Origin of the sequence: Ruegeria profundi (assembly GCF_049800715.1) — a bacterium.
Classification (GTDB): Bacteria; Pseudomonadota; Alphaproteobacteria; order Rhodobacterales; family Rhodobacteraceae; genus Ruegeria; species Ruegeria profundi_A.
Map to the genome: position 1 here is coordinate 59,128 of NZ_JBNAFO010000012.1, position 25,414 is coordinate 84,541.

Consider the following 25,414-nt stretch of genomic DNA (forward strand, 5'->3'; position numbering starts at 1 on the left):
GCCTAAGTTGAAGATCACCCGCATTGCCGTTTGGGAAGTCCCTCTGACCAGCCATGAAACCTACTACATGGCGGATGGGAAAACCTGCGATACCACGACATCAGTGGTTCTGCGGCTTGACACGGATACAGGCTTGCAGGGCTGGGGGGAGGTCTGCCCGATCCCTCATTATCTGCCGGCCTACGCCAAAGGTGTCGTTCCAGCCGTCTCCGAGTTGGCACCGGTCCTGATTGGCGCCGATCCCCTTGGGCCCGAGGCTTTGATGGAGAAACTGAACGCATACCTTCCGGGCCACGCCTATGCGAAATCGGCCATTGATACGGCGCTTTGGGATCTGACCGCGCAGGCCGCCGATCTGCCTTTGCACAAGCTTTTGGGCGGCCGTCAGGTCAAGGATATGCCGCTCTATCACTCGATCACGTGCGTTGCCCCGGATGAGATGGCCCGGATGGCGCGCGACGCTTTTGACAAAGGTATGCGCCAGTTTCAGGTCAAACTGGGTGCAGATGCAGATTGGCAAACCGATGTCGAGCGCCTGGCCAAAGTGCGTGAGGCTGTTGGCCCCGGCCCGCTGGTCTATGGCGATTGGAACTGCGGCAGCGATGCGTTGACAGCGATCCGCGTGGGGCGTGCGGCGTCCCATCTGGATGTGATGCTGGAACAACCCTGCGCGACGCTGGAAGAATGTGCGCACGTTCAGCGCTCAACCGGTCTGCCGATGAAGATCGACGAAAACGCCTTAGATATAACCTCTGTCATTCAGGCACATCAGTTGGGCTGTATGCAGGCCGTTGCGTTGAAATTATCCAAGATGAGCGGCCTGTCCGCTATGCGTCAGATCCGCGATCTGTGTCTGACCCAGGGTACGCAGATGTGTATCGAGGATACCTGGGGCAGTGACATCACCACGGCTGCGCTGTTGCATCTGGCCGCCTCGACCCCTGCACGCGGGATCATGAACACCTGTGACCTCAGCCACTATGTCGGCCCCCGCCTTGCGCCGGATGGGCCAGTGCGCGAAAACGGCCGTATTGCTCCGCCCGAAGGGGTTGGGCTTGGGGTGACCCCCGATACCGAAGTCTTGGGTCAGCCCGTTGCGATCCTTGACTAAGCTGTCTACGCCAGTTGTCCGGTTTCTATCTGCAACGCGCTTGAGATCGCAATGTCCTGAGCCGCCAGCCCGGTCAAATCCGCGATGGTGATCTGATCAGCCGATTGTCGACCGGGACGCGCGCCCGACAGAATGTTCCCGAGTGTGGCAACATCGGCCTCGGTCAGGTGACCGGACTTAGCAAGGGTCTGGAACTCTCCGTGATCCAAACACTGCTCGGGTGAGTTGCAGACCAGCAGATCGGCGCGGGCGACCAGATCGGCCTCAAGCTCCTGTTTGCCGGGGCAGTCGGCGCCGACGGCCGAGATATGCGCGCCCGGTTGTACCCAGTCGTTTGCGATCAGAAAGCTCTGCGCAGGTGTTGTCGTGATGATGGCTTGCGCTGTCTTGCAGGCCGATGGCAGGTCATCGGCGCGTTCAGCCTTTAGCCCCATTGCGGTCAGGTCATCGACTGTCGCCTTGGCCTGATCCGGGGACCGCCCCCAGATTTGGAAGGACAGACGGCGATCCGGGATCAACTGTTGCAGACACTTTGCCTGATGGCGGGCCTGCAAGCCGGTGCCGACGATCAGCACCTTCTCAAACCCCTCAACCGCAAGCGCCTGCGTCGCCAATGCCCCGCCGATCCCGGTGCGGATATCCGTCAGCCAACCTTCGTCCTGCAAAAATGCCAACGGCGCGCCAGTTTTGGCCGAAAAGACAAGGTTCATGCCGTTTGAGCTGGGCAAGCCTTTGGAGGGATTGTCGTAAAACCCGGTCGCGATCTTGATGACGAAGATATCGTCCCCCTCGATATGGCCGGATTTGACGTGGCAATCCCCGGAGGCCTCGGGGAAGCCCAGATAGGTGACGGGCGGGGATTGAACCCGCCCCTGCGCGACGGCGATATAGGCCGCGCGGATCGCATCAACGGCCCTGGGGAAATCGAACCGATCCTGAATCTGCGCCTTGTCCAGCTGGATCATCTGTGCCCCTCTCAGGCGCCGCCGTGACGGGCCAGAAAGCCCGAGAATTTCTCCAGACCCGCCACCAGATCCGACGTGGGATTTGTGTAGCCCAGACGCAGCCAGCCCTCCATGTCCATGGCGCTGCCGGGGGTCAGCATCACGCCGTCCTCTTTAAGCAAGGTGACGCACAGCTCACGTGAGGACATGGGCAGGTCGTATTTCAGCAACGCCGTTGTGCCGGATTTCGGCTTGACCCATGAGATCAGAGGCTCCTGCGCGATCCAGTCTTCGACGATCTGCAGGTTCTCACGGGTGATCCGCTGCGCGCGATCCAAAATTTTGTCGCGATTTTCCAGTGCCATAGCGGCCAACAGCTCATCGACCTGACCGACCGAGATGGTGTTGTAATCGCGGTGGATCATCACGTCATGTAGCATGTCCTTGGGTCCCGCGATCCAGCCAACGCGCAGACCGGCCAAAGAATAGGCTTTGGACATCCCCGCCGTGCTGATCCCTTTTTCGTAAAGATCAGCGACCGCGGCCGTGAAGCCATCCCCGGTCTGATCGGTACCGCGATAGACCTCATCACACAGCAGCCACGCACCGGCGCTTCGCGCGATCTCGACGATCTGCTCCAGCATTTCGCGGTCTATCAAAGCTCCCGTCGGGTTGTTCGGGTTGTTGATCGCGATCAGGCGTGTGTCAGGGCGGACCATGGCGCGCAATTCATCCAGATCGGGCAGGAACGCGTTTTCAGGCTTCAGGTGCAGTAGCTTGATCTCGGCGCCGATGCTTTCAGGGATCGAGTAGTGCTGCTGATAGGTCGGGATCACCGAAATCACGTGATCCCCGCGCGCCACAAGGGTCTGATGCACCAGCGAGTTCGCCCCGATGGTGCCATGGGTGGTCAGGATGTTTTCGCGTGTCTGGTTTTCGTACAATCCGCAAATCGCGTCGCGCAACCGGTCCGAGCCTTCGATCGCGCCATAGGTCATCTTCATCGCCGACAGGTCGTTCATGATGCTGTTGTGCTGCCCCGCCATCTCGAACAACTCACCCAGAGTGATGGATTCCACGCAGGTTTCCGCGAGGTTGAGGTCGCATTTCGTCTCGAACTCATTCATCCACATTTCGACGCCGAAAGGTCTGATATCCATAGGTCTCTCCTAGTCTCTTTGTTGCGCCGAGGCCGCGTCATAAACGGCGCGGGCCATGAAGATGTCCTCTAGCCCCAGCCCGATTGAGCGGAAGAAGACGGGTTTGTCGCCCGAAGGCGGCTTGCAGGCTTCAACTTGCAATTCGGCCAGATCACCGCGAATGCTGCCCGGTTGCCATCCGGCTTCGGCCGCCAATTTCATCTCTCCGGCCGAACCGGGCGTGGTGGCGCGGTAGTCGCAATAGACCTCGGCCGTGGTCAGGAAGGCCGGGTCGACCTCATGCGCGTTGGCGACATTGGTGCTGATCGAGGTGACCAATGTTCCTGCGGCCACTGACGCGGTGTCGAACACGGGCGTACCTGACGAGGTGCAGAGCATGACGACATCCGCGCCCTGACCGGCGGCTTCGGCGCTGCCTGCCAGCTGGACGCGGCTGTCTGTAGACTGCCACTGCGCCGCAAGCTCGGCGTTTTGCGCAAGGTTGGGGGAATAGACGCGAATATCGCTCCAGTCGCGCAGGGCCAGCACATGTTTCAGATGCGCCTGCGCCACTTTACCGGAGCCGATGATCGACAGGACCTTTGCCTCAGGACGGGCGAGGTGGTCGACGGCCAAAGCGGTCGTGGCCGCGGTGCGTTCGGTCGTCAACTCACCGGAATCGCACAGCATAAGGGGCTGGCCGGTTTCCATCGACATCAGAACGGTCCACGCCGTGATCACGGGTTTGCCGGGACGCACCAGATAGGGCGAAAGCTTGGCGCCAAACAGATCGGCCCCGGTGCTTGCCCCCAGATAGGTGATGAAATCGCCCTTGTCTTCGGGGAACAGCGTCAGGGTTTGCGACGGTTGCACGGCTTGCCCGCGCCCAAGCTCGGCAAACAGAGCGCGCATCGCGGCCAGCGCGTCAACTGAGGGCAAAAGCGCGGCAACGTCTGAGGCGTTCAGCACGATTGCGGATTTTGAGGTGTCGGTCATGGCGGTGTCCTTGGTCTTTCGGTGCGGGGCAATCCCCGGAGCGTCTTAACGGGCGGGATGCGGGCAGGAAATGCCCAATCACCGGGGCGGGGGTCAGACCCCGGTGTCTTTGAGCACCGACAGAAATGTCGGCAGGCCAATATTGCGGCCACTCATGACCACGATTGCCCGTTTAGGGGCCATTTCGCGGACTTCAGGGCTAAGCGCTGCGATGACCGAGGTGATCGAGCCGCCCTCGACGATCAGCCCTTCGCAATCGGCAAACCGGGCCATTTCAGGCACCAGCGCGTCCTCGGGGATCAGAACGGCGCGATCCATGAAGTCGCGAATGATCGGGAAGGTGTAGCGATTACGCAGGCCGATGGCCCCGGTGATGCTGCTGGCAAGGCTTGGGAATTCCTCGACATGGACCGGTTTGCCGGCTTCAAGACTGCGCACCATGCCCGGTTCGACCTCCATCGAAGACCCGACAACGGAGATCTTGGGTGAGATCGACTTGGTGGCCAGCGCAATGCCGGACAAAAGACCACCTCCGGACAAAGGCGCGATGATCATGTCCGCATCGGGCAAATCGGTCAGCGCCTCTAGCGCGATCGTGCCTTGCCCTGCGATGACGTTCAGATCGTCAAACGGATCGGCCCAGGTATAGCCGTGCTGCTCCATCAGCCGATCAGCGTGATCCTGCGCCTCGTCCTGCGTGTCGCCATGCACGATCACCTCGGCCCCGAGGTCGCGCATTGCCTGACGCTTGTTTTCGGGACAGAGCGAGCAGACAACCACACGGGCCGTGATCCCCAGACGTTTGGACAGATAGGCGACGGCCCTGCCGTGATTGCCGCTGGACACGGCAATGATCCCGCGCGCGCGTTCCTCGGCGGTCAGTTGCAGAATGCGGTTTGAGGCCCCCCTCAGCTTGAAGCTGCCTGTGGTTTGCAGGTTCTCCAGCTTCAGCCAGATTTCAAAACCCGCGCGCTCCGACAGGGCCTCAGAAAACACCAGGGGTGTCTTGCGCACGATGGGCGCGATCCGCTGCGCGGTGCGCATGATCTCTTGCAGCGAGACATAGCTGTCGGGGGTCGTCATGTCAGGGGTCCTGCCGTTGCGTTCGACGCCATCGGGACACCATGTCAGAAATCGGATGCGAGAAAATCTATTTTTTCTGAAGTGAACTCTTTGCGGTGCAAAAGTGACGGCGCTCAGCTTTGAGTTTCAGCCAGCGCTGTCAGGAACAAATCGACACGTTTGTCCCCGTGGGCTTTGCGGGAGACCAACTGAATTTCGGTGTCATAGGCAAAGACCTGCGGTAGAACTGATTTCAGCTCACCCCGCTCTATCCATGGCTCGCAGGCGTGACGGGGTAGGTAGCCGAGGTAAAGGCCGCTGAGGACCATAGCCAGCATCGCCTCCATCGTGGCGGCTGTTGCGGCGCTGGTAAAAGGCCCAGGCGCCTGATGCCTGTCGCGATCATCAAAGCTGCGTTTGGAATACTGCGCTTTGGTCACTGCCTTTTCGATTTCGTCGGGGTCATACAGATCATAAATCGGATTCAACCGGCCGCAGCACAACAGCTGCTGTTCGACATAGACTGTTTCGCCGCGAAGCGAGGGGGACAATTCCTGAAACGGCCCGACGGCGATGTTGAGTTCATTGTTCAGCAAGGCGCGCTCCATTTGAGGGGCGCTCATTATGGTGATGTTCAGCGAAATCTCCGGCGCTTGCGCGGCAAACCTCTGGATCACCTTGTAGATCGGACACGAGAGATTGGTCAGAATCGCATCGTCCATCGCGATGTTGAATTGACCCTGCATGTCGCTCGTATAGGCCTGAACCGACCTGTTGAAGGACCCGATCGCAACGCTGAGCGAGCGGAGTTCCTGATACACAAGAAGCCCCCCTTCGGTCAGCTGAAACCCACCGCGTCCGCGGTCACAAAGCCGAAAGCCAAGCCGGGTTTCCAGGTTTGAGATTGCGGCACTTACGGCAGACAAGCTCATGTTCAGCCCATATTGCGCGGGGGATAGCCCTCCGGCTTCGGCGACATGGGCAAACACCTGCAAAAGCTTCATGTCCGCATCTTGCAAACGCAGTTGAACAGAGGACGCTCCACCCTGATCAGCAGTGCGCAAGTCTTGGGTCTTGTCTTTCAATTGTTCCGCCAGTCGCTGATCCGGTTTCACCACTATCTTTAAGATAGGACGAACAAGAGGTGCAACTCTCAGAGCGTGTAGAAGCCGGAATAGCTGAAACGCCAAAACCCTAAGGTCCGCAAGGCGGTCTTTCGCTTAAAGTACTTGGCGTAGAATGAGCATCACAACCTGTGACCCAACACCTAGGGTCAGGATGCAAGTCCTAAAAATGACCGTTGCTGCGAGGGCGATTGTACAAAGGAAGACTTTGGCGGCGATCATAACGTGTCGCCACGCGCATCCAATACCTGAACCTACCAAACATGATCTTACATCACTGCTTGGCAGTGCATCGCGCAGTGATGTCCCAAAAGGGGATCACCATGGTTTATTCCTCGCCATGTTCGACAGCTGGGTCGACCATCATTTGGGAAAAGTGCTTTCCTCGCTCCTACGTTTCCATCGACTGTAGAGCGTCTTGTGCGGACCGTAGACCTCGTGCGCGGTTCGCTATCGTGTTCCACTACGATTGATGAAGAAAATCTCGCTCAGCACTTGTCCATCATCTCCATCATCTCCATCATCGACCCGTGGCCTGCCGTGCGACTTCGGGAAGAAATGGCAAAGCTTGGCCATCTGCTCGTCGCTGCGCCGGATCAGATCGCTCATGCCATCGCTCCGTGTTCCAAGACGTGCATGATGCAACGCATCGAAAATCAATGCATCCTGACTCTATGGCCTGACTTGCGTTCCTTTTATTCGGATAAGGCTACCTAGACCGCCCGCACACACGCCAACCAGAATTGCAATCACGAGCTCAAGAGCTTCGATTTGAGCAAATTGAAAACCGGCAAAGACCAGTGTTTCAAACACGCCGACAAGCCCGCCCAGCGCCGCGCCCAGCCATATTTGTCTGGTCATCATCCCCAACGCCAGCCCAAGAATGCCGGGCAGGCTGAGGATGTTTCCACCGATTGTCCCAAGTATATCTAACATCTCTGACCCCTTGTTAATCGGCGCTGGTGTTGAGGAAGGACTGGATGTCATTGCCAGACACCGCCGCTTGTTTGTGCAGCGGTTTGCCGTCAACCGCTTCGGCTATGTCCTGATAGGTCTCAAGATATCCCGGCGGCAGGCTGTGAGCGATGCCCTGGTGACAGTCGATACAGGTCATCCCTGTGTCAATCGCACGCTGGTGCTCGCTGGCGGCGCGTGTTTCCTGCAAGGTAAAGTCCATATAGTCGAAGTTATGACAGTTCCGGCATTCGCGGCTGTCGGATTCCTTCATCTTCTTCCATACGGCCGAGGCCATTGCCAGACGATGATCCTCGTATTTCTCGGGGGTGCTGATGGTGCCTGCGAGTTCGTGATAGACATCTTTCACGGCCATGATCTTGGCTTTGATCTTGTGGTTCCACTCATCCGGCACGTGACAATCCGAACAGATCGCGCGCACGCCCGAGTGGTTGTTGTAGTGGATCGTCTCGCGGTACTCGCCCAAATTGGTTTCCATCGTGTGGCAGGAAACGCAGAATTCTTCGGTATTGGTCAGTTCAAGCGTCCAGTGAAAGCCACCCCAGAACAGGATACCCCCCAGAAAGCCGGCCAAGATCAAGAAACCCGAACTGAACAAAACAGCCGGTGTCCAGAACGCGTTCCACAAGCGACCGATCCAGCCGCGTTTTTCAGGAGAGTCTGCCATCTTGGTGCTCCTTTCAGTCATACGTTGGATTAGTTGCTGTGGGATGGTTCAAACAGGTTATCGACCAAGGTAGGCGCATTTACCTGCGGCACGTGGCACTGATTGCAGAAATACCGGGTCCCTGCGATGTGATCCAACTCATTGCCGTCGCGATCGAGATAGTGGGTCATCGACAAGGTGGGCGCGTTGCGTTCGCCCGCAACTGTCCAGTCATGGCAGGACAGGCACTGGTTGGTCCGCGTGTCGATCTGGTATTGTTCGATAGAATGCGGTATCAGCGGCGGCTGCTGCCGGTAGTTCCGTACAATGCGTCCTTCCATCGTTTTGTGGACTTGATCCAGCGGGACCGTTTCATCCACTTCGCCGCCTCGCAGGGTCTCAACCTGGGCGGATTGCGCAAGGGCGAACCCGCTGAGGAGTACGACTGGGATCAGGGCGGCGACGCCTGTCAGGATTGGCTTGTTCATCTGTGCACTCCCTTAGATTGGTCTGGCCGTGCCCGGATCGGACGCGGGAACGGGATCGAAAGGCGCGACGACCTGATCGTCGAACCGGTGAGTAAACTTGAAGACATCCACGGCACATACATCGATGCAGCGGCCGCAATTCGAGCAATCGGGCGTCAAGATCAGCGGCGTCGCATCCGGTTTGCCTTTCAACGCAGGCGAGATGACCTGGTTCTCCGGGCAGACGGCGTAGCAATCCATGCAGTCATTGCAGGCAGTCCGGTTGGCGGCGCTGACACGCAGCAGGCTTTTACTGCCGATCAGGCCATAGAAGGCGCCGACGGGGCAGATATGGCCACACCAACCGTGACGGGCGACGACCAGATCAAAGATGAAGATCGCAGCGATCAGCGCCCAGACAAAGCCTGCGCCGAAAATCAGCCCGCGATGCAGCATGGTGATTGGATTGACCAACTCCCACGCAATGACGCCAGTCAGGCCCGAGACGATCAGGACCGTTGCCAGTATCCACAGACGGGTGGTGCGTTTGGGTTGCCAGCCTTTGGGTAGGTCCAGCTTGCGGTGCAACCAGTTGGCGGCATCAGTCACCGGGTTGATCGGGCAGACCCACGAACAATAGACGCGCCCGCCGATCAGCGCATAGGCGACCAGAACGATGATCCCGCCGATCAAGGCGGTCAGTTCCGGCCAGTGCCCGGCCACAAAGCTTTGCAGCAGCACAAACGGATCGGTCAGGGGCAGAATGCCAAGGGTCAGCGACCCCGCCAACGTTCCCTGCACGATCCAGAGACCGAACCAAGGCCCCAGCAGAAACAACGCCAAAAAGAACAGTTGGCTGGTCCGACGCAGCAGCAGGAACTTATGCGCACTGACCCAGCCTTTGGCCTCAATAGCCTCCTGACCAACGGGAATATGAGTGTGCGCGCTCATTGGCCTGCCCCCGGTAACTCATAGGAGGGCGCAAAGCCTCCCGGCGCGGCCAGATTGTCCGTACCCGGCCCCGGCAGGCGGTCGGGCAAGTCGATCAATCCGTCCACAAGCGGACCGCCGTGGCTTTCTTTTTCTTCCCAGCCCTTGCGATAGTGATCCGCGCTGCTGCCGCGCGCCAAACGGGCGGGCAGTACTTTGATCGCAGCTTCGGGTAGAACACAGCTTTTCTCGCACATACCGCAGCCGGTGCAGCGGTCGGCATGGACGGTGGGGATGAACATCGCATGGTGGCCTGAACGCGTGTTGTGCGCGGTTTCCAGCGTGATTGCGTCGTCAATAACGGGGCAGACGCGGTAACAGACATCGCAGCGCAGACCGAGGAAGTTCAGGCAGTTTTCCTGATCGACCAGAACTGCAACGCCCATGTTGGCATCATCGATATTGTCCAAACCCGGGTCCAGCGCGCCGGTGGGACAAGCGGCAACACAGGGGATATCATCGCACATCTCGCACGGCACATCGCGGGCGGTGAAATAGGGCGTGCCGGTCGCAACGGCATCGACCCCAAGTTCCGCCAGTTTCAGGGTATCGTAAGGACAGTCCCGCACGCAAAGCCCGCAGCGGATACAAGCCGACAGGAAATCTTTCTCAGACAATGCGCCGGGCGGGCGCAAGGCTTCCGCCGGAAGCGCGCGGGCATCGCGCGCCAACCAGGCCAGCAATGACCCGGCGACTACGCAGCCACCTGCCGCGCGCGCCGAATCCTGCAGGAAGCGACGCCGTTGCGGCGAGATAGGAGTACCGGTCAGGGACATGGGGACAACCTTTGCGATCCTTCCCGGTTACGCACGCTCGACCTTGCAGGCGCATTTCTTGAAGTCGGTCTCTTTCGACAGCGGGCAGGTCGCGTCCAGCGTCAACTTGTTGGTCAGCTGATGCTCATCGAACCAGGGCATGAAGACCAGACCGCGCGGCACCTTGTTGCGCCCACGAGTCTCGACCCGGCTAGTGACCTCGCCGCGGCGGGTGGACAGAACGATCTCTTGTCCACGGCGCAGACCCCGATCTTCGGCATCCTGCGGGTGCATGTAGACGACCGCGTTCGGATAGGCGCGGTGCAGCTCCGGCACCCGGCGGGTCATCGAGCCCGAGTGCCAGTGCTCCAACACGCGGCCCGTGGACAGCCACAGATCAAATTCTTCATCGGGCTCTTCGGCGGCGGGTTCGTAGGGGGCAAAGATGATGCTGGCCTTGCCATCGGGCTTGCCATAGAACTTCACGCCCGCGCCTTCGGGCACGTAGGGGTCATAGCCTTCGCGGAAACGATAGAGCGTTTCCTTACCGTCCACGACCGGCCAGCGCATACCGCGCGCCTCGTGGTACATTTCGAACGGCGCCAGATCGTGCGCATGACCGCGCCCGAAATCGGCATATTCTTCGAACAGACCTTTCTGGACATAGTAACCGAAATGTTCCGCATCGTCGTTGTGGAAGCCTTCGGCCGTCTCAGACAGCGGGAACTGATCGATCTTGCCGTTGGCATAGAGCACATCATACATGGTCTTGCCGCGATGCTCGGGCATGGCGGCCAGAAGCTCTTCGCCCCAAACCTCTTCGACTGTGAAGCGTTTAGAGAATTCGATAAGCTGCCAGAGGTCCGATTTTGCTTCACCCGGCGCTTGCACCTGTTGCCGCCAGAACTGAGTTCGGCGCTCGGCATTGCCATAGGCGCCTTCTTTTTCGACCCACATGGCGGTGGGCAGGATCAGGTCGGCAGACACGGCTGTGACCGTCGGATAGGGGTCGGACACGGTGATGAAGTTTTCCGGGTTGCGATAGCCGGGAAAGCCTTCTTCGTTGATGTTGGGCGCGGCCTGCATGTTGTTGTTGCACTGCACCCAATACGCGTTCAGGTCACCATCCTTCAGTTTGCGGTGCTGCAGAACAGCGTGGAATCCGGGTTTGTCCGGAATGGTGCCAGCGGGAATGTTCCACGCGGTTTCGCAAATCTCACGGTGTTTGTCGTTCGTAACCACCATGTCGGCGGGCAGACGGTGGGCAAAGGTGCCAACCTCTCGTGCGGTGCCACAGGCCGACGGCTGACCGGTCAGCGAGAACGGCGAGTTGCCCGGCTCCGAAATCTTCCCGACCAGCAGGTGCACGTTATACATCAGCGAGTTCACCCAAGACCCGCGTGTGTGCTGGTTGAAGCCCATGGTCCACAGGCTCATGACCTTGCGGTTTGGGTCGGCATATTGCTGGGCCAGACGCTCAAGCTGTTCGGCGGGCACACCCGACAGCTCGGATGTGTATTCCAGCGTGTATTTCGAAACCGCCTCGGCATATTCCTCAAAGCTGATCGGTTCCATCTTGCCGCCATTTGGGTTCTCGGCCGCTTCCTGCAGCGGATGGTTGTCGCGCAGGCCATACCCGATATCGGTGACGGTTTTGGTGATGTTGACGTGGTTCTGGACGAAGTCCTCGTTCACCGCGCCATTCTGAATGATGTAATTGGCGATATAGTTCAGGATCGCCAGATCGGTCTGAGGCGCGAACACCATCCCATTGTCGGCCAGCTCGAAAGAGCGATGTTCGAAAGTGGAGAGCACATGCACCTCGGAACCCGGTTTGGTCAGGCGCGTATCGGTAAGGCGCGACCACAGGATCGGGTGCATCTCCGCCATGTTCGAGCCCCACAAAACGAAGGTGTCAGCGTGCTCAAAGTCGTCATAGCAACCCATCGGCTCATCAATGCCGAAGGTCCGCATAAAGCCTACAACCGCTGATGCCATGCAATGACGCGCGTTGGGGTCAATGTTGTTCGAGCGGAATCCGGCCTTCATCATCTTGGCAGCGGCATAGCCTTCCCAGACGGTCCACTGGCCAGAGCCGAACATGCCAACGCTGGTCGGACCCTTATTGGCCAGTGCCTCTTTCCATTTCTCGGCCATAACGTCAAAGGCTTCGTCCCAACTGACCGGCTCGAATTCACCGTTCTTGTCGTATTCGCCATTGGTCTTGCGCAGCAAGGGCGTGGTCAGACGGTCCTTGCCGTACATGATCTTGGACAGGAAGTAGCCTTTGATACAGTTCAGGCCGCGGTTCACAGGCGCGTCCGGGTCACCCTGAGTGGCCACCACGCGACCTTCTTTGGTGCCGACCAGAACCGAGCAACCCGTGCCGCAGAACCGGCACGCCGCCTTGTCCCAACGAATGTCAGACGTGCCGACTTGTGCCTGCGCTGCGCCTGTGGCCAGCGGAAGGCCAGCCGCCGAAGCGGTCGCGGCGGCAGCAGTTGATTTCAGGAAGGTCCGGCGGGATTCAGAGATGGTCATGGCATGGGTCTCCGGTTTCAAGTCTGGCAGGAAGCGTTAAGATGCGGACGGGTCTCCGCGAGGTCTTCGAAATGGTGATAGGTCAGGGTCAGAGAGATCACGCCCGGGATCTGGTGCAGATCCATGATCGTCTCGGAGGCCAGCTTTTCGGGCGTGTCTTCGACCACGACGACAACACGGCCATCTTCGGCAGTGGCATGGATTTCGACGCCGTCAAACCCTAGCATCGCCTCCTGGGCGGTCTTGGCTGCGTCGGGGGCGACGTGGACAAGGCATCCGCAGATGTTCATTGCAAGCTCTCCTGGGGGACTGTTTCGTGGCGCTCAAATCGGATTGTATTAGCGGGGCACGCGCTGGCGCAGGCACCACACCCTGTACAGGCTTGTTGGTCAATGGCGGGCTCCGACCGTCCCCCAAGCAACAGTTTGAACCCAATCGCGTTGCTGTCGCAGGCGTCCTGACACACACGGCAACTCACGCCATTCATCGAAAGACATCCTGCTGTGACATGGGCCCGCCACGGCCAATCACTCAGGTTTTCGGGTTTCAAAGCACCGGTCGTACAGGCCTCGGCGCAGGCGCCGCAGAACGTGCAGGGTGAGACATCAAGGCTGACAACAGGCCAGCCCTGCCGATCAAAGGTGATGATGTGTTCTGGGCAGGCCGAGACGCAATCGTCGCATTGGACGCACAATTCGAAAAAGTGGCCCTGATCCGCGCCGGGCGGAATGATTGCTGTCCGGTCTTCGCGCAGCGGAGCGCCACGCAGAAAGGCACGGCGGCTGGCTAGCTTATTCATAGGCTTGCGGTCCGCTGTTGATCTCGAGACTTACCAAACTCTTTATCGAACTGTCGCAGGCCAAAAATTGACCTATGTCATGTTCAATTTGATTAATTCTTGATCGTTTTTAAACTTTGCACATTTCACGCATAAGAAGAAGAGAATTTGTTTCTACCCCCGTATTTCGCCGGTGCATCTCAATCCAGGCCAATCATCGAGTCTCTTCGATAGACGCCTCTGTTCAGATTGTTTGAAAGTCCGCAATGCCACATTGAGGTCAGCGAACGTCTCTGAACTTTCAAAACCTCGCCTTGGTTTTCTTTTCACAATTCAACGTTGATACCGGCCTCTGCGGTCAAAATTTTGAACCCCTCGGTTTCTGGGTGAAGCAAGGAGAATTGAAAAATTGAGTTGGCTGAGCGATAGGAAAAACATGCAGAAAACACCTGCCACTCACAGCTATGATGCGTTTCTGCAGCTGGGGAATTCACAAGATTTCTAGCAAAATTTGTTCATAGGAAAGAAGCCAGGCAAAAAAAACCCGCTGCTTGCAAACTACCGAACACTCGTAACAGCCGCCGATTTGTCTTTTGTCAGTTTTTAGGCGTTGGAGCAGGCGCGATCATGACAGCACCAAGCGCTGCATCTGGCGCAAGATTCGTGTAGGGATCTACGAGGAAACGCTTGAAGTGCGGGCGGTGTAGGTTGCGACGAGCAATGCGGCCCCCTCTCGGTAGCATCCTGCGGATGCGCCTGCGGGTCAATGGATGCCCCCATGTTGCCGAAGTTAATTGATCAAATCCCGACCGATCAGACCATCGGATCCGTGACTACCAAAACCATGCGCCACCCTGCCGCATGACCGGCTGTCGCACATCCCTTAACGCCAAATCGGTCACACCTATCTGATTTTCAAGCAAGACTTCTAAAGGTGAACAATGGACGCGCTTCTGCTGTCCCGCATTCAATTTGGGGCAAACATATCTTTCCACATCCTCTTCCCGACGATCACGATCGCATTGGGATGGGTGCTGCTGTTTTTCAAACTGCGCTTCAACGCAACCAAAGATACTAAATGGATGGATGCCTACCGCTTTTGGGTGAAGGTCTTCGCCCTGTCCTTTGCGATGGGTGTGGTCTCGGGCATCACCATGTCCTTCCAGTTTGGCACCAACTGGCCCGGTTTCATGGAGACCGTGGGCAATATCGCCGGGCCGTTGTTGGCCTATGAGATCCTGACGGCTTTCTTCCTCGAGGCAGTGTTCCTGGGCATCATGCTGTTCGGCTTCTCACGCGTTCCCAACTGGTTGCACACGACCGCAACCTTCCTGGTAGCGTTCGGAACAACTATGTCGGCCTTCTGGATTTTGGTTCTGAACAGCTGGATGCATACGCCTGCCGGGTTCGAGCTGCGGGACGGTGTAGCTTTCGCAACCGATTGGTGGGCAATCATCTTCAACCCATCAATGCCTTACCGACTGGCCCATATGCTGCTGGCCAGCGGCCTGACGGTAGCATTCCTGGTGCTCGGATTATCGGCCTTCCGCTGGCTGCTCGGCGATCGCGGGCGGGACGTGCGAGCAACCTTCAAAACCGGCGCGTGGCTGGGCGCATTGTTGATCCCGGTGCAAATCTTCATGGGAGACATGCATGGGCTGAACACTCTTGAATATCAGCCGCAGAAGGTCGCCGCGATGGAGGGCAATTGGGAGACGCAATCAAACGTACCGCTGGTGCTGTTTGCCATTCCCGACGAGACCGTGCGTGAGAACCACTATGAGGTCAGCATTCCAAACCTCGCTTCGATCATTCTGACGCATAAGGTAGAGGGTGTGGTGCCCGGCCTGAATGATTTTGTTGCCGAGGACGGCACCGTGCTGCACCCGCCCGTTGCGCCTGTCTTCTGGTCGTTCCGCATCATGGTCGGTACCGGTATGGTCATGCTGCTGCTCAGCTGGGCGACACTGCTGTTCATGCGGCGCGGACGGGGACCTGCCGGAGTGCCCAAACTCATGCAAATCGCATTGGTCCCGATGGCCTTTTCGGGTTGGGTCGCAACGCTGGCCGGGTGGTACACAACCGAGATTGGCCGTCAGCCATGGCTGGTTCATGGTGTGCTGACAACTGAACAAGCCGTGGCTGATGTCCCCGCGCCGATGGTGGGAACGACACTGGCGGCCTACCTGCTGATCTACGCCCTGCTTCTGACCGCCTATATCGGCGTGCTGTTCTATCTGGCGCGGAAGGCGGCGCAGGGCGACCAGCCCTCCCGCCCAGATCCGAAATACCCCAAAGCAGTTCCAGCGGAGTAAACAACCATGACTTATTTTGGTGATCCGACACAGTGGCTGCCCCTGACCTTTGCGGCGCTTATGGGGCTCTCAATCCTTGTCTACGTGGTTCTGGACGGCTTTGATCTGGGCGTTGGGATCCTGTTCCCTTTTGCCGATGAGGCCGAAAAGGACCGAATGATTGCCTCTATCGGGCCGTTCTGGGACGCGAACGAGACGTGGTTGGTGCTTGCCATCGGCATCCTTCTGGTGGCCTTCCCAACCGCACATGGGGTTATCCTGACCTCGCTGTATTTGCCGGTGGCGATCATGCTGATTGGCCTGATCCTGCGCGGTGTCGCGTTCGAGTTCCGGGTCAAAGCCCCGGCGCACCACAAAAATGGTTGGGACACGGCTTTCTTTACGGGTTCGTTGATGACCGCTTTGGCTCAAGGCTTCATGCTGGGCAAATACGTCATGGGGCTGGAAAGCACTTTCGGCACCTGGATCTTCGCCGCCATCTCGGCCGTGTTTCTGGCCGTAGGATATTCGTTCATAGGAGCCTGCTGGGTCATTCTCAAAACCGACGGGGCGCTGCAGCAAAAAGCCGTTGATTGGGCTAAAGGTGGAATCTGGGGGCTGATCATCGGCATCGCTTCGGTGTCATTGGCGACCCCTTGGGTCAGTCCGCGCATCTTTGACAAATGGTTCACCTTCCCCGAGTTCTTCCTGCTGCTGCCTCTGCCACTCATGTCGGGCATTCTGATCGCTTTGCTATGGTATGCCTTGCGTCACTTGCCAACCCGCAACGACAGTTGGGCTTGGTTCCCCTTCGCGGCGTCTATCGTTTTGTTCACACTGGCATTTTTCGGGATGTCCTACAGCTTCTACCCCTATGTGGTGCCCGAACAGCTGACGATCTACGAGGCCGCAAGCGCTCCGGAAAGCCTGTTTATCGTTCTGATAGGGACAGTCTTTGTTCTGCCGGTGATCGCCGGATACACGGTGATGGCCTACACGATCTTTCGGGGCAAGGCGACTGAGTTGCGATACGACTGAGCCGCGACAATCTTTGAATGACCCGTGGACCTGGAAAACGGGTTTTTTCGCAAAGCCTGAAGCGGCCGAGATCATCCATTTCTTAGACCCGAACCACAAGAAACTCGAGTAGCTGGTTGTGTTATGATCTGAAACTCCTGGAAACACGACAATAGGCCATTCTCAAAACCATTTAAAAACAGAACATTAAGCCGAAATCCATGGTGTCTGTTCAGACTCCGAGCTCCAGCTGCAACTCATCTCGCAACCCGCAAAAAAATGTACTCTTGGCACTCTCAGCCGTTCGGCGCGGGGTTATCGTTGGGCGGTACTTTGGCACATCTGATTTCTAAGGGTACGATTTATGGTTCCGACCGTCTCTTCAGTGTCTCTCGGATCTAGGTGTTCGAACACCCCGGTGCGAAGCTGCAAATCTTCCATCGCGTGTTCAACCACGGGCCGTGGAACCTCGTTCAGGCACGGACGCGCACCCGTCTTGATGTTTGGCAACTCTCGTAGGATCGTGCGGCACATGATCCCGGGCACAAACGGACCGTGACCTTCTTCGGCGATCAGCCTCCACTTGCGGGTTACGCCTCGTCCGTTGCATTTGCCAGAAACACTCACTTCCATACCTCCACGGTTGCTCCCAAAGGGATAGAGCGCCTGTGAAATCATGTAGAGTGCGAAATAGGCCCATTCCGGTAATTCGAGCCTCGCGTGTTGCCTGAGCTGCGACAGTAGACGGAGAGCCCAGTTCATCACCGGCAGTTCAAGGCCAGCGCGGAAGGTTACGGTCCGAGCGTAGGTCAGGGCTGGAAGAAGCGCGATGTCGGGAACGTTAACGCTGTATCCAGCGCGGATCATACGCGGCTCCAGTTCATACAGTTTGCGATCCGTCCATCCGAGGGTCGTCCGCCAGGCACCATCACGCCACAGTTGATATGGACGGCCGACGCCACTCACGATGCTTTTGATAACGGACATGCCACGCGGTGCCCGGTTGCCGGGTAGGATTGCAATGTCGATCGCGTCAACGTCTTCCAGACCTTTGATCAGGTCTGCGACGATACACGAAGATAGGCCGGGCACGCTGGACGCGCCGGATAACACAAAAACACCGGCCTCCTTGGCATCGGTGTTCAGGGCTTCGATGCCTTGAGTAAATGTCGCACTATCCGACAGGTCAAGATAGTGGCAGCGATTGGCAATGCAAAGCCTTGGGATCGCATAAGGGTCGTCGCGGTAGTGTTGGAACGGTCCTGCGGCATCAATAACTACGTCCGGTTTCTGATCAAACAGCGCCTCGGGTGCTGCGCCGACATCCAGTTTTAAGGTTTGCGCATTCAGATCCTGAGCCAGAGCGCGTCCCTTTTCGGGATGCCGTCCTACCAGCCAGAGCTGGTGTCCGTCCCGCGCCAATAAGCGGGCAGTCAGAGATCCGAAAACGCCGTACCCCCCTATGATCACGACCTTCATGACCTGATGCTCCGAACTATTTCCGCATCGCGGAAGTTGGCGTCCTGCCAGATCAACGCGCCAAACAACGGATGTGTCAGTTCCAAGGTGAATCGGAAATATCCACCACCAAGCTCTTCGTGGCCGACCACCAGACGCCCTGGGCATGCCCATCGCGGAAAAGACAGCCGTCTTTGTCCCAGTTTCAGAAAATACCGGTCACTGACGAAGTAGAGGCCGGTCCGTGTGCTTTTGAGTCTGAGCGAGATGCCGATCCCAAAGCCTATATATTCCTCCAACCCGGTTGGTCCGGCAAAGCGTTTGGAACTGCCAACCATCTGCGGAAACCCTTTGGCCCGGCCATATTGCCGGATCCAAAATTGACCGTCCGCTGCCGCATCTTCTGTGACTGTCACCACAGCGGAGCGACCGACAGAGGTGCGATCGAAAGGCAGCGGTGCTCCGATAACTCGCAGGACAATGGCCAAAGCGCGTCCAATGAAGTTCATCTGCATGTGGATCACGCGCCCCTGATAGGCAAGGCTGGCATCACCCAGCAACCGTTTGCTGAATCTGCGCCGAATTGCTTTGGGCAAACGGGCCCATGCCGAAGTCCCCAGCAGGTTTTTGAACCGGTCGTCCTGGTCGCAGGCGGTATTGAATTGCGGTTGAATTGGCTCTGTTCGAGGTTCGGTTGAGGTTTCGTTCATTTCGAGCATTCTGTTATTTCCGTCATAAGAGAAACAGAGGGTAAAATTTTTTAGTGGCTCTTTTTGCCTCCGGTAAGGCTGAGCAGGGAAACAACCTTGGCTCCCATTTTCATCAACATCATCAGCTTCGGACGGGGCACTGTCAGCATGTCGCGAAACCATGTGTCGGCCGTTGACAGGAACTCTTGCATATCCTGCATCCGCTGCAGCGTGATTGGGTCCAACCCGCTTTCGGTTTCAGCTTGGGCAACGCATGCGCGCAGAGCCTGTGTAGCGGGATCGATCTCGCGCTCTTTGCGCCCCTGAGCGATACGGATCCCCATCTCCCAAACATCTACCTCGGCCTCGTAATGTTCGCGCCGATCCCCCGGTACAGGAACGCGACGGATTAGCCGCCAGCTCACCAATTCCTTTAGAGAGTTGGACACATTGGAACGGGCAATGCCTAGAGACCCAGCAATCTGTTCCGCATTGAGTGGTCGGGAGCTGAGGTACAAAAGCGCGTGTATTTGTGCCACGGAACGATTGACGCCCCACTGGTTCCCCATGTCGCCCCAATACAGGATGAACTGGCTTGCGGCATTTGATTTCGTTGTGTCGATAGTTTCTGTCATGACAGAAATATCAGGCATAAAGCACTGAAAATCAATAGCACGATTGGAATTTCAAACAACAACGCTAAGTGGAACGGGAGCTGAAGCGTCAAATATGAGGTAAAATACTGGCTGAAAAAGGTTTTTCGTGAGCGTTTTGATTTAGGCCGTCCGCTTGATCTCAACGATAACTTTACATGCGCCCAGATCGGTGCGTTGCCCTTTTCGGCTTTACGTCAAGTCGCGCGCAAAAAGAAAGCGTAATAAGGGGATAAGTTGGGGGGTCGGAAAGAGGGTTTTTTAGAATAAGCTGAGAACAGAAACACAGCCAACTGTTCTCCGATTGGAGAGCTTAAGCGTATTCAAAATTTTTGAGTGCGGATAGTGCTTGCAAATTTCGACGTGCCCGCAGCATTGGTTTTCACTTGAAGTCTCAGATTCGGGCTGTGAGCAACGGCTTGGTGACACGCATCTGGTGAAAGCTTAACCCTTTGTGACGTGGCTATGGTCATCGACTACGTCAGCAGAATACAGTGCGTCAATGGAATGAACTGAGGAACTTGCCGATGAAAATGCTCACTATAGTTGCATTGATTTCCGCGCTTGCCACAAACGCTTTTGCCCATTCGAAAGTGGACACCACCACACCCGAAGACGGCGCGACAGTTACTGAGGTGCCCTCTGAGATCAGCTTTAATTTCACGGATGATATTCGCCTGACAAAGGTTAACATGATCCATCAGGATGCGCATGCCGTCACGCTCGACTTGGGAGACCAGACAAGTTTTAGCCGCGCGTTCGCGCTCCCGCTTCAAGGTATGGGTGAAGGCATCTATCGAATTGAATGGCGGGGCTTGGGTGTGGACGGGCATGCCATGCAGGGTGAATTCACATTTACAGTGGACTGAGTATGCCCGATATCTGGGGAATAGGCGCAATACTGTCCAAGCTAATACTCTATGTCGGTATTGGCGGTTCGACTGGGCTTTTGATCACTCAGATTGCTTTCACCGACCTTTTGTCGCCTCTCAGCGATAGGGTGCGTCTGCAGGTTGTGCTGTTGGCGGCGCTTGCGCTTGTTGCCTCTGTCCTCGGGTTCATGCTGCTTGGCGCTGCCCTGACGGGTGGGGCCGATGGGATGATCGATCCTGAAATGCTCGGTCTGTTGTGGCAGACATCGGTTGGCGACGTTCTCGTCTATCGGATCACTGGAGCCATACTAATCCTCGCCGGAGTGTTTATTCCCTTTGTTGGGCAATGGATCGCCCTCGCGGGTGGATTGCTTGCTTTGTGGTCCTTTGCTCAGGTTGGGCATATTCCTGAATTGGAACCAACAGGTGTTCGCTTGCTCTTGCTCTTGCACCTTTTAGGGGTCGCGTTTTGGATCGGCATCCTCGGACCGCTGCGCACCCTTTCGCTACGGCAAGAATATCTGAGCGACGCATCCAAGTTGGGCCATCGATTTGGCCAGGCGGCTTCGATTGTTGTTCCTGCTATGATTTTGGCAGGGCTAATAATGGCTTGGATGTTGTTGGGCGATGTGAGGGCGCTGACGACTACCGGGTACGGTCAAACCCTTCTGATCAAAATTGCACTTGTAGGAGTGGTCCTGACGTTGGCGGCCGCAAACAAACTCCGCTTCGTTCCAGCCATGCAAGCAGGGGACGATAAGGCGGCGCGTCATCTAGCGCGCTCGATTGAAATCGAAACTACGGTCATACTGATGGTGCTTGTCGCCACCGCGACGCTCACCAGCGTTCTGACCCTACCGAATTGAGGCATTCTATGAAAAGGCGAGACTTCCTGTTCACAACATGCGCGGCGGCACTGGCACCGCGCATCGCTCTTGCATCAGCGCCCTTTGAACTGGTCGCACAGCCGGTCAATGCGCAAATTCTGCCCGAAGGTGATCCGGCAACTCCGATGCTTGGCTTTAATGGCAGTACGCCCGGTCCGGTGCTTCGCGCCCGTCAGGGTGATACATTTGATATTCGGTTCCTGAATCAGATTGGTGAAGGTTCTGCCGTCCATTGGCACGGGCTGCGCATCGACAATGCGATGGATGGCGTGCCGGGGATGACCCAAGACGTTGTCGAGAAGGGTGCTGAGTTCGAATACAGCTTTCGAGCACCCGATGCGGGGACGTTCTGGTATCACTCCCATAACCGATCCTGGGAACAGGTTGCCAGAGGTCTCTACGGGCCGCTGATTGTTGAGGAGCTAAGCCCGCCCGATGTGGATCACGATCTGATTGTTATGATTGACGACTGGCGCATCACCGAAGACGGAGCGCTTGTCGACGGCTTTGAGAACAGGCACGACCAGGCGCATCAAGGGCGGTTGGGGAACTACGCCCGCGCGCTTGTAGAACCAAATACGCCGGTCCGGCGCGGTGATCGCGTGCGCTTGCGGTTGATCAATGTCGCAACAGACCGGATATTCCCGATTGAGCTTGAAGGCATCGAGGGCAAAATCGTTGCGTTCGACGGTATGCCACTGCCGAACCCGCAAGAGGTTTCGAACCTCATTCTCTCACCGGCTCAACGCGCAGATATCATTGCTGACGTAACATCAGCTGATCGCATCGCCTTTGTTTTCCCAACGCGCGACGATCCTTACCTGTTGGGTGAAATTCCGGTTGAAGAGGTAAACAGCACGCGGCAACTGTCCGCTATTCCCACACTGCCACTAAACGAGCGGAAGCAGCCGGATCTGGACAATGCTGTGGACCTGTCGCTCACCATGCAAGGCGGGGCGATGAGCCGTCCCGTAAGCACGCAAACTGACATTTGGGCGTTTAACGGGCAATCTGGCCTATCGGATACGCCGCTCCACAAGTTTGAACGTGGCCAAACGGCGCGCATCCGTCTGGTAAACGACACCCGTTTCCCGCATGGCATCCATCTGCACGGGCATCATTTCTTTGAAGTCGGGGCGGACAGCAGCTTAGGCGCTTTCCGGGATACGGCGCTAGTCAATCCCGGTGAGACCCGCGAAATCGTTTGCGTGTTCGACAATCCCGGTAAATGGCTGTTGCACTGTCACATGCTAGGGCATCAGGCGGCTGGCATGAAAACATGGGTGGAAGTCGTATGAAACGCGTGTTGGTACTGGCTCTATGTGGCGTTGCGAGCGAGGCAATTGCCAGCCACGAAATGGAAGACCGAGATTTGACCAATGGGCGTGTTCTTTACGGCGAACACTGCGCGTCCTGTCATGGCGTCAACCTGGAAGGACAACCAAATTGGCAGACACCTGATGACAATGGTGTTCTGCCTGCACCACCGCATGATGAGACAGGGCACACTTGGCACCATGATAATCAGCTTCTCTTTGAGTACACACGACTTGGTGGCGAAGCAGCGTTAGCCGTACGTGGGGTCACCAGCTTTGCAAGCGGCATGCCGGGATTTAGTGATGAACTCACCGAAAATGAGATTTGGGATATTCTGGCTTATATCAGGTCAACTTGGCCCGATCGCGTTCAGGAAATGCAAGCGAGTCGCAATCCGCCGCACAATTGAGGAAAACGGTCTTCTCCGCGCTTTGTAGGGGTAGGGTCAGGCCCCCTTGCTGCCAAGACGCACAGGGCAACGCCTTCATTTTGAAGGGTTCCGTCACTCAAAATTCGGTTCCACCGGATTGTCTTGGTCTCTGGCCAGAGCTTGCGATTTATCGCCTCAAGACTTTGAAGACGGCTTGTTTGTCCAGAAATCAAGCAACGTTTTCGCTATCTCGGTCTGGTGGTGGGCGTAGACCACCACGTCGAGCTTTTCCTGACCCAATTGGTTGCGTAGGGAGATTAGCTCGCCGCTTTCAATTTCCTTGTGCACCATGCTGAACGGCAGCCAACCAACACCGAGACCGTTAAGGATCATTTCCTTTGCTCCACTTGAAAAGGCTGTCTGGCAAACGGGGTTTTTGCTGAAATCGGCGGTTCCGAACGGAAGTTTGCTCTTGTTCAATGCCTCACCAAAGTAGCTGTTTTCGGGATAGACGATGGCCGGCGTATCCAAAGGCACGTCACCGTTTCCGCGCACTGCGTACCGCAATCCGCCACCGATGACTGGAATGAGGTAGTCGTGACCCCAAGTGCCGCGACGAATGCCTGCTCCGAACGGCATTGGGGCGACGGTTTGCGCCTCATAGCATAGCAGCATGTTGGTATCGCCGCGCAGGAACAGAGTGACACAATCGTTCAGATTGGCAGTTCTGAGACGAAACCGGAGCCCCTTGAACGTTGCACGTGCACGCAATGCCATATCAGGGAAGGTGGAGACGACCGATGCATGTGTTGCGGCGATCGTCACAATCGAAACGGTGGGGCCATGTTGCGCAATTTTTGTGCGCAGGTCATTTAATCTGGCGATCAAAGAGCGGATTTCGGCTTCGTTCGAGGCCAGTGCGGGACTGATCTCGACCCGGTTCGATTTGCGATCGAGAACTTCAATCCCCAGCCACTCCTCAAAACTGCGAATACGCCTTGAGAACGCGGGTTGCGTGATGTTTCTGCGGGCCGCGGCCCGTGTCATGTTCCGCTCTTCCAGAAGGGCCAGAACATCGTCAAACCACAGCATATTCATCCGCATCTCCGTTATACCCAAAGAAAATGTATGGGCAGCCTGCGAAATATGCACTGTTTTTATTCTTTTTCTTTTGAAACTGTTTGGCTGTGGGCAAAAGCAGGGAGAGTGTGGTGGCTGAGACAATTCAGATGACCGGCGGTGACGCGATGGTCGCGCCGGAGATGGTTTTGAGCTTGTGCAAGGAGCTATCGCTGACGCTGGCGAAATTTCCCCGGGTATCGCTTGGTCATCTTCCTACGCCTTTGGAGCCGATGGATCGCCTGAGTGAGGTTTTGGGTGGTCCACGTTTGTGGGTCAAACGGGATGATTGCACCGGCCTCTCATCGGGTGGGAACAAGACCCGTAAGCTGGAATTTCTGATGGCTGACGCTGTCCAGAAAGGTGCAGATACCATCATCACGCAGGGGGCGACGCAATCCAATCACGCGCGTCAAACAGCAGCGGCGGCCGCAAAACTTGGCCTTGCGTGCCATATACTTCTTGAGGATCGCACGGGTTCCAATGACCCGAGCTATATTCTGAATGGAAACGTCCTGTTGGATCGTTTGCATGGCGCCAGCGTCTCCAAGCGTCCCGGTGGTGCGGACATGAATGCCGAGATGGAAGCCTGCGCCGCGCGGATGAAGGCAGAAGGCAAAAACCCCTACATCATTCCGGGCGGTGGATCCAACCCGATCGGGGCATTGGGCTACGTGAACTGCGCGCGCGAGTTATGCGAACAGGCGGCCCATGCCGGCTTAAAAATCGACGCGCTGGTCCATGCGACCGGCAGCTCCGGCACACAAGCCGGATTGGTCGCCGGTCTTGCGGCCCTAGAAAGTGACATTCACCTTTTGGGCATCGGCGTGCGTGCCCCACAAGACAAACAGGAAGGCATGGTCCATGATCTGGCTATGCGCACTGTCGAATATATGGAGACGGGTACGCCCATTGCGCGAGAAAATGTACGTGCAAATTGCGACTACGTCGGTGCAGGATATGGTCTTCCTACCAAAGGGATGGTTGACGCGCTTAAGCTGTTGGCCCGCACCGAAGGACTTTTGTTCGACCCGGTCTATTCAGGTAAAGGTTTGGATGGGCTCATCGACCAAACCCGCAAAGGCTATTTCGACGGCATGGACAATGTCGTCTTTCTGCATACCGGCGGAAGCGCGGCCCTGTTTGGCTATCCCGAAACTTTCGAACTTCCTGGCTACGTGGCCTGAAAATAAACAACAAACCAACAAGG

General features: G+C 57.0%; 25 protein-coding genes and 2 pseudogenes. 9 read left to right on the forward strand and 18 right to left on the reverse strand.

The window, feature by feature from the left end; translation table 11 throughout:
* Positions 1–7: 7 nt before the first annotated feature.
* Entirely contained in the window at positions 8–1,111 is a 1,104-nt protein-coding gene (locus tag ACP15L_RS18010; protein WP_425085226.1) for a mandelate racemase/muconate lactonizing enzyme family protein, read from the forward strand.
* A 5-nt stretch (positions 1,112–1,116) separates the two neighbouring features.
* On the opposite strand, the gene ACP15L_RS18015 is transcribed toward ACP15L_RS18010, so the two are convergent.
* From ACP15L_RS18015 to napF, 14 genes and pseudogenes are all read right to left on the reverse strand, one after another.
* Positions 1,117–2,076 carry an ornithine cyclodeaminase family protein gene (locus ACP15L_RS18015; RefSeq protein WP_425085227.1) on the reverse strand — a complete coding sequence of 320 codons (960 nt, stop codon included), beginning with the start codon at positions 2,074–2,076 and terminating at the stop codon, positions 1,117–1,119.
* Between the two features lie 11 nt (positions 2,077–2,087).
* A complete protein-coding gene (locus tag ACP15L_RS18020) occupies positions 2,088–3,215 on the reverse strand; it encodes an aminotransferase (RefSeq protein WP_425085228.1) in 1,128 nt (375 codons plus the stop codon).
* A 9-nt stretch (positions 3,216–3,224) separates the two neighbouring features.
* Positions 3,225–4,190 carry an ornithine cyclodeaminase family protein gene (locus tag ACP15L_RS18025; RefSeq protein WP_425085229.1) on the reverse strand — a complete coding sequence of 322 codons (966 nt, stop codon included), beginning with the start codon at positions 4,188–4,190 and terminating at the stop codon, positions 3,225–3,227.
* Positions 4,191–4,283: 93 nt separating this feature from the next.
* Positions 4,284–5,273, reverse strand: a complete 990-nt coding sequence (locus ACP15L_RS18030; protein WP_425085230.1) for a pyridoxal-phosphate dependent enzyme — start codon at positions 5,271–5,273, stop codon at positions 4,284–4,286.
* A gap of 113 nt (positions 5,274–5,386) precedes the next feature.
* Positions 5,387–6,337, reverse strand: a complete 951-nt coding sequence (locus ACP15L_RS18035) for a LysR family transcriptional regulator (protein WP_425085231.1) — start codon at positions 6,335–6,337, stop codon at positions 5,387–5,389.
* 370 nt (positions 6,338–6,707) lie between these two features.
* Positions 6,708–6,985, reverse strand: a pseudogene (locus ACP15L_RS18040) (IS5/IS1182 family transposase); the annotation flags it as partial.
* A 63-nt stretch (positions 6,986–7,048) separates the two neighbouring features.
* Complete coding sequence (locus ACP15L_RS18045) at positions 7,049–7,312, reverse strand: hypothetical protein (RefSeq protein WP_170472389.1); 264 nt, start codon at positions 7,310–7,312, stop codon at positions 7,049–7,051.
* Positions 7,313–7,325: 13 nt separating this feature from the next.
* Positions 7,326–8,018, reverse strand: a complete 693-nt coding sequence (locus ACP15L_RS18050; RefSeq protein WP_170376985.1) for a NapC/NirT family cytochrome c — start codon at positions 8,016–8,018, stop codon at positions 7,326–7,328.
* 29 nt (positions 8,019–8,047) lie between these two features.
* Positions 8,048–8,485 (reverse strand): nitrate reductase cytochrome c-type subunit, encoded by a 438-nt coding sequence (locus ACP15L_RS18055; RefSeq protein ID WP_170376987.1) that lies wholly within the window; start codon positions 8,483–8,485, stop codon positions 8,048–8,050.
* A 12-nt stretch (positions 8,486–8,497) separates the two neighbouring features.
* Positions 8,498–9,415, reverse strand: coding sequence for a quinol dehydrogenase ferredoxin subunit NapH (napH, locus tag ACP15L_RS18060; RefSeq protein ID WP_425085232.1), 918 nt, complete (start codon positions 9,413–9,415; stop codon positions 8,498–8,500).
* Entirely contained in the window at positions 9,412–10,230 is an 819-nt protein-coding gene (napG, locus tag ACP15L_RS18065) for a ferredoxin-type protein NapG (RefSeq protein ID WP_425085233.1), read from the reverse strand. The genes napH and napG overlap by 4 nt, the downstream gene beginning before the upstream one ends.
* Before the next feature lie 27 nt (positions 10,231–10,257).
* Positions 10,258–12,750 (reverse strand): nitrate reductase catalytic subunit NapA, encoded by a 2,493-nt coding sequence (gene napA, locus ACP15L_RS18070; protein ID WP_425085234.1) that lies wholly within the window; start codon positions 12,748–12,750, stop codon positions 10,258–10,260.
* 17 nt (positions 12,751–12,767) lie between these two features.
* Complete coding sequence (locus tag ACP15L_RS18075; RefSeq protein ID WP_425085235.1) at positions 12,768–13,040, reverse strand: chaperone NapD; 273 nt, start codon at positions 13,038–13,040, stop codon at positions 12,768–12,770.
* The gene (napF, locus tag ACP15L_RS18080; RefSeq protein WP_425085236.1) at positions 13,037–13,549 is read right to left on the reverse strand and encodes a ferredoxin-type protein NapF; all 513 of its coding nucleotides are present in this window, start codon (positions 13,547–13,549) and stop codon (positions 13,037–13,039) included. Before napF ends, ACP15L_RS18075 begins: the two co-directional genes overlap by 4 nt.
* A gap of 590 nt (positions 13,550–14,139) precedes the next feature.
* Between napF and ACP15L_RS18085 the strand changes: the two are divergent.
* From ACP15L_RS18085 to ACP15L_RS18095, 3 genes and pseudogenes are all read left to right on the forward strand, one after another.
* Positions 14,140–14,363 (forward strand): annotated as a pseudogene (locus tag ACP15L_RS18085) (hypothetical protein); the annotation flags it as partial.
* Between the two features lie 106 nt (positions 14,364–14,469).
* Positions 14,470–15,843 (forward strand): cytochrome ubiquinol oxidase subunit I, encoded by a 1,374-nt coding sequence (locus tag ACP15L_RS18090; RefSeq protein ID WP_425085237.1) that lies wholly within the window; start codon positions 14,470–14,472, stop codon positions 15,841–15,843.
* Positions 15,844–15,849: 6 nt separating this feature from the next.
* Positions 15,850–16,860 carry a cytochrome d ubiquinol oxidase subunit II gene (locus ACP15L_RS18095; protein WP_425085238.1) on the forward strand — a complete coding sequence of 337 codons (1,011 nt, stop codon included), beginning with the start codon at positions 15,850–15,852 and terminating at the stop codon, positions 16,858–16,860.
* Positions 16,861–17,154: 294 nt separating this feature from the next.
* On the opposite strand, the gene ACP15L_RS18100 is transcribed toward ACP15L_RS18095, so the two are convergent.
* From ACP15L_RS18100 to ACP15L_RS18110, 3 genes are read right to left on the reverse strand one after another with little or no spacing between them, the layout of a single operon-like run.
* Positions 17,155–18,318: a saccharopine dehydrogenase NADP-binding domain-containing protein gene (locus ACP15L_RS18100; RefSeq protein ID WP_425085239.1), complete on the reverse strand. Its 1,164-nt coding sequence runs from the start codon at positions 18,316–18,318 to the stop codon at positions 17,155–17,157.
* Positions 18,315–19,016, reverse strand: a complete 702-nt coding sequence (locus ACP15L_RS18105) for a DUF4166 domain-containing protein (RefSeq protein ID WP_425085240.1) — start codon at positions 19,014–19,016, stop codon at positions 18,315–18,317. The genes ACP15L_RS18100 and ACP15L_RS18105 overlap by 4 nt, the downstream gene beginning before the upstream one ends.
* A 41-nt stretch (positions 19,017–19,057) precedes the next feature.
* Complete coding sequence (locus tag ACP15L_RS18110) at positions 19,058–19,621, reverse strand: GbsR/MarR family transcriptional regulator (protein ID WP_425085241.1); 564 nt, start codon at positions 19,619–19,621, stop codon at positions 19,058–19,060.
* Between the two features lie 545 nt (positions 19,622–20,166).
* Here ACP15L_RS18110 and ACP15L_RS18115 point away from each other — a divergent pair.
* Genes ACP15L_RS18115 through ACP15L_RS18130 form a run of 4 tightly spaced genes read left to right on the forward strand, consistent with a single transcriptional unit; the run spans position 20,167 to position 23,124 of the window.
* Positions 20,167–20,508, forward strand: a complete 342-nt coding sequence (locus tag ACP15L_RS18115; RefSeq protein ID WP_425085242.1) for a copper resistance CopC family protein — start codon at positions 20,167–20,169, stop codon at positions 20,506–20,508.
* Positions 20,509–20,510: 2 nt separating this feature from the next.
* Positions 20,511–21,377, forward strand: a complete 867-nt coding sequence (locus ACP15L_RS18120) for a copper resistance D family protein (protein WP_425085243.1) — start codon at positions 20,511–20,513, stop codon at positions 21,375–21,377.
* 8 nt (positions 21,378–21,385) lie between these two features.
* Positions 21,386–22,696 (forward strand): multicopper oxidase family protein, encoded by a 1,311-nt coding sequence (locus ACP15L_RS18125; RefSeq protein ID WP_425085244.1) that lies wholly within the window; start codon positions 21,386–21,388, stop codon positions 22,694–22,696.
* Entirely contained in the window at positions 22,693–23,124 is a 432-nt protein-coding gene (locus ACP15L_RS18130) for a c-type cytochrome (RefSeq protein ID WP_425085245.1), read from the forward strand. The genes ACP15L_RS18125 and ACP15L_RS18130 overlap by 4 nt, the downstream gene beginning before the upstream one ends.
* A gap of 156 nt (positions 23,125–23,280) precedes the next feature.
* On the opposite strand, the gene ACP15L_RS18135 is transcribed toward ACP15L_RS18130, so the two are convergent.
* Positions 23,281–24,183 carry a LysR family transcriptional regulator gene (locus ACP15L_RS18135; protein WP_425085246.1) on the reverse strand — a complete coding sequence of 301 codons (903 nt, stop codon included), beginning with the start codon at positions 24,181–24,183 and terminating at the stop codon, positions 23,281–23,283.
* Positions 24,184–24,347: 164 nt separating this feature from the next.
* Here ACP15L_RS18135 and ACP15L_RS18140 point away from each other — a divergent pair, with 164 nt between their 5' ends.
* Positions 24,348–25,391 (forward strand): D-cysteine desulfhydrase, encoded by a 1,044-nt coding sequence (locus tag ACP15L_RS18140; protein WP_425085308.1) that lies wholly within the window; start codon positions 24,348–24,350, stop codon positions 25,389–25,391.
* The last annotated feature ends 23 nt before the right edge of the window (positions 25,392–25,414 follow it).